The 1,621-nt window shown below is 37.1% G+C and carries 1 protein-coding gene; it reads left to right on the forward strand.

What is annotated here, in order from left to right:
• Nucleotides 1-158: 158 nt before the first annotated feature.
• A complete protein-coding gene (locus tag C406_RS0117965; RefSeq protein WP_017382042.1) occupies nucleotides 159-1,433 on the forward strand; it encodes an IS4 family transposase in 1,275 nt (424 codons plus the stop codon).
• Nucleotides 1,434-1,621 lie beyond the last annotated feature (188 nt).

The raw sequence follows: 1,621 nt of genomic DNA on the forward strand, positions 1-1,621 counted from the left end.
CAATGTCATCAAGCTAACCATACAAGTTATGGAAGTTAGTGTTTTGTGGTTCATCAGGTACATTTTTTTGAAAATAAGTAAAAAAGGCTTGACTTTTCAAAATCACCTAAATAATCGACTTGAACACTAATTTTTAGTGTATCAAGACGAGGTTGGTGATGAAAATGAAGAAAAATTTTTTAGGGGCAGTAGAATTAACCGAAAAAATGTTAGATGATGTGATATTTATGTGTGAATCACGAGTAAAGTCTACCTATTTTACACGTAAGAGTAAAAAACTCGATTTTAAGAGTACTATACTTTTTAGCTTCTCTTTTGTTAAAAAGTCAATCCAGCTAGAGCTTGATGCGTTTTTCAAGATACTGAATCCAACGACAGATAGTATCTCAAAGCAGGGGTATTCCCAAGCTAGACGCAAAGTCTCGCCTAGTGCATTTAAACGATTAGCAGATGAAGTCGTCAAATGGTTCTATGAGGATAACTCCTTCAAAACTTTTCATGGCTATCGTTTATGTGCGATTGATGGATCTATACTCGAACTACCCAACACAGAAAATTTGCAGGACCATTTTGGTTATACTGAAAATCAGATGGGTCCTCGAAGGGCTCGCGCTAAAGCATCTGCGTTATTAGATCTTGAAAATGATATCATCCTAACGTCTACAATTAAACCTTACCCTTCTGGTGAACGAGACGCTGCCAAGGAGATGATCAACGATCTTCAGTACCTAGGATTCAAGAACGACCTCATCCTTTTTGACAGGGGTTACCCCTCGAGAGATTTTATTGCTTATCTAGAAGAACATAGGTTGAAGTACGTTATGCGTGCACCACAAGGTGGAATGAAAGAGATAAGGGAAGCTGTAAACGAAGATCAGATCATTGAAATCTTGTTTAAAGGCAAAGCATATCCAGCTCGAATCCTGCGGTTTCTATTATCATCAGGAGAAGAGGAAATCTTGATCACAAATGTGTTGGAAAACAGTCTAGACACGGAAGATTTCAAAGAGCTCTATTTCAGACGTTGGGGCATTGAAGAAAAATTTGACCTGTTAAAGAACAGGCTACAGATTGAGAACTTTACGGGGACTTCCAAGTTAGTAATAGAACAAGATTTCTATGCATCTATCTATCTCAGTAATATGATCTCGCTAGTGAAGAATGAAGCGAATGAAGCGATCCAGGTAAACGATGCTGAAAAAAATCTGAAGCATAAATACCAGGTCAATACGAACATCCTGATCGGAAAATTGAAAGAATCGATGATTCTTCTATTGCTTGAAGAAAACGCGACCTTACGAAGCTCTTTATTTAAACGACTTGTAAAAGAAATCATAAAAAATAAGACACCCATCCGGCTAGGGAGGAAATATCCGCGCAACAGAAACTTGAAGTCGAATAGATTTTCTCCCAGCAGGAAAAGATGTCTATAAAATAAAACAACCTATTTTCAATATACTTTAGTGATATATAAGACACAAGATATTGGCCCTGAAAAAATAGAAAATTCTAGGGCCGGGCATCCTATTGCCTTTTTTAAGTCCTAGTAGGCAGAGAGGGAGGAACTCACACTAAATAAAATAAGAATGGTAATTAATGGCTTTATAGCTTGATGACATTG

It is taken from the genome of Paenisporosarcina sp. TG-14 (genome assembly GCF_000297555.1).
In the GTDB taxonomy this organism is placed as follows: Bacteria; Bacillota; Bacilli; order Bacillales_A; family Planococcaceae; genus Paenisporosarcina; species Paenisporosarcina antarctica.

Excerpts from the sequence above, each read along its gene's own strand:
- C406_RS0117965 (WP_017382042.1), top strand. The coding sequence starts at position 159 with ATGAAAATGAAGAAAAATTTTTTAGGGGCAGTAGAATTAACCGAAAAA.